Consider the following 2,103-nt stretch of genomic DNA (forward strand, 5'->3'; position numbering starts at 1 on the left):
GCGTTCGGCGTGCGCACGTGCGAGCGCCGAGCACAGCGTCGTGGTGGATCTCTCGGCCTGCGCGCGGGTCGGACCCGAAGGGCTCGCCGAGCTGGCCTCGGCGCGGCGGCGACTCGCCCGCAAGTCCGCGGAGATCCGTGCCTTCGCCGGCGACGAGCTCGTCAATGCCGCGGCCGTTGCCGGGGTCGTGGAGACCGTCATCATCTCTGCTCGCCGGCCGTTGCCGACGGCGTTCAGCTGACGAGCACTCGCGGCGAGCGGGTCGGCGTGCATGTGGTCGGTGGTCGACCAGCCGACACGCATCTGGGGCATCAGCCGGCAACCGCTCCCAAGCGGGCGGTCAGAGGACGCCGATCCTAGAATCGGAGCAGCGGCCCGTGGGCATGCGGTGGCCGCGAGCCATCGACACGAGGGGCATTGCCATGAGCGAGAGCATCGACGACACACCGGTCGCTGACGACGAGGTGGAAGAGGTCCTGGCCGATGAGGAGTCCGACGAGGAGGCCGAGCGGTCCTTGCCGCAAGAAGGCTCCGACGACGACCCGGGAAGCATGATCAACCGCTGACATGCTCTCCTGGCGAAGTCGGGGGACACGTCGTCCGCCCGCGTAGCCCGTGACGACTGTGACCCCAAGGGCCGCGGCTCGCCATCATGAGAGCTCCTCGCGCACGGCACGCTCGGCCGGCGCACGGGTCCGCCGGGGTGTGATCACCTGTCCGCGCTCCCAGAGGCCGATCAGGCGAGGGTCGATGTAGGACGACCGGCATACCGGTCGCGGCCAGCGGCGGCGTGCCGTGGCTTCCCGAGGGACGGTAGGCGCGTGCTCGAGGGATGCAACCAGGCGACCTCACGCGTCGCGATGACGCACGGGCAGGGGCCCGGACGACCGCCGAACGCCATGTGTGTGCCGCATCGCGAGCCACAGGACCGGGACGACCAGCGCGCCAGAGATCCCGGCGAGCCAGGCGAAGCCGAGAGCGACCATGATCGCCCCGGACCCGATCGCCCCGACCGCCGCCGCGGCGTTCATCGCCGAGTCGCCGGCGCCCTGGACGAACGGGCGCGACGCGGCCGGTACCGACTGCGACAGCATGGTCGAGGCCGGCACGGTGACGATCGACCAGCCGAGCCCCAGAAGGAAGAGGCCGGCGACGACGACACCGGCCGACGACGGTGCCGCCACGTTGAGGACGGCGGAGAGAGCGAGCACGCCCTGACCGGCAAGGATCACGGGCATCCGGCCGAACCGGTCCGCCGCCGCCCCGACCAGCGGGGCGAACGCATACATCCCCAGCACGTGCACGCTGATCGTGATGCCGACGATCGTGATCGAGTGACCATGCATCGCGAGACTCACCGGCGTCATCGTCATGACCGAGACCATCGCCACGTGCGCGAGGACGAGCGCGGCCAGGGCGAACCGAGCAGCGGGGACCTGGCGGATCTCGCTCAGTGCTCGCCGCAGATTCACCGGCGAAGGCGCTGGGCCCGTCGCCGGCGCGGTGTCGCGGTGCTCGGCGGCAACCGCCAACGGGTCGGGCCGCATGCGGAACCACACCGTCGCAGCCGTGCCGGTCAGGAGCACCGCCCCGATGACGAATGCACCCGACAACGGGGGCAGCCCGAGCCGAGACTCCACGAGCTTGCCCGGGATCCCGAGATTGGGCCCGAGCACCGCCCCGAGGGTCCCGACCCACACGACGAGCGACAGGCTGCGAGCGCGGTGCGCGGGAACGGCAAGATCCGTCGCGGCGAAGCGCGACTGCAGACCGGCGGCGGACCCGGCGCCCAGCGCCATCATGCCGAGGACCATCACGAGCACCGACGTGGTCGAGGCGGCCACCACGAGGAGAGCGGCGCCGACCGCCGCAGAGCCCCACGCGAGCGTCAACGCCCGACGACGCCCGCGCCGGGCGGCGAGCATGCCGAGCGGAAGTGCCAGGAGCGCAGCCCCGATGGTCACCGACGCCCGTGCGATGCCGGCCCAGGCCTCCGACCGGGTGAGCTCCTGGGCGAGCAGGACGCCGATCGACGGCGCGGCACCGATGCCGAGCGAACCGAGCACCTGGGCGACGAGAAGGACCCGGAGGGTTCGCCGACGA

At 72.0% G+C, this 2,103-nt stretch carries 3 protein-coding genes; 2 read left to right on the forward strand and 1 reads right to left on the reverse strand.

What is annotated here, in order from left to right; translation table 11 throughout:
* Positions 1 to 241: hypothetical protein (locus VFW79_RS06520; protein ID WP_329676510.1), on the forward strand; the 241-nt coding region annotated here is incomplete at its 5' end.
* Positions 242 to 422: 181 nt separating this feature from the next.
* Positions 423 to 566 (forward strand): hypothetical protein, encoded by a 144-nt coding sequence (locus VFW79_RS06525; protein ID WP_329676511.1) that lies wholly within the window; start codon positions 423 to 425, stop codon positions 564 to 566.
* Positions 567 to 848: 282 nt separating this feature from the next.
* Here VFW79_RS06525 and VFW79_RS06530 read toward each other — a convergent pair.
* Positions 849 to 2,103 (reverse strand): MFS transporter (locus VFW79_RS06530; protein ID WP_329676512.1); only part of this gene is annotated, 1,255 nt, incomplete at its 5' end.

This window comes from Cellulomonas sp., from assembly GCF_036279715.1.
Classification (GTDB): domain Bacteria; phylum Actinomycetota; class Actinomycetes; order Actinomycetales; family Cellulomonadaceae; genus Cellulomonas_A.

What these genes read in the sequence shown, in the direction of transcription:
- VFW79_RS06525 (WP_329676511.1), top strand. Translation starts at nt 423, where the DNA reads ATGAGCGAGAGCATCGACGACACACCGGTCGCTGACGACGAGGTGGAA.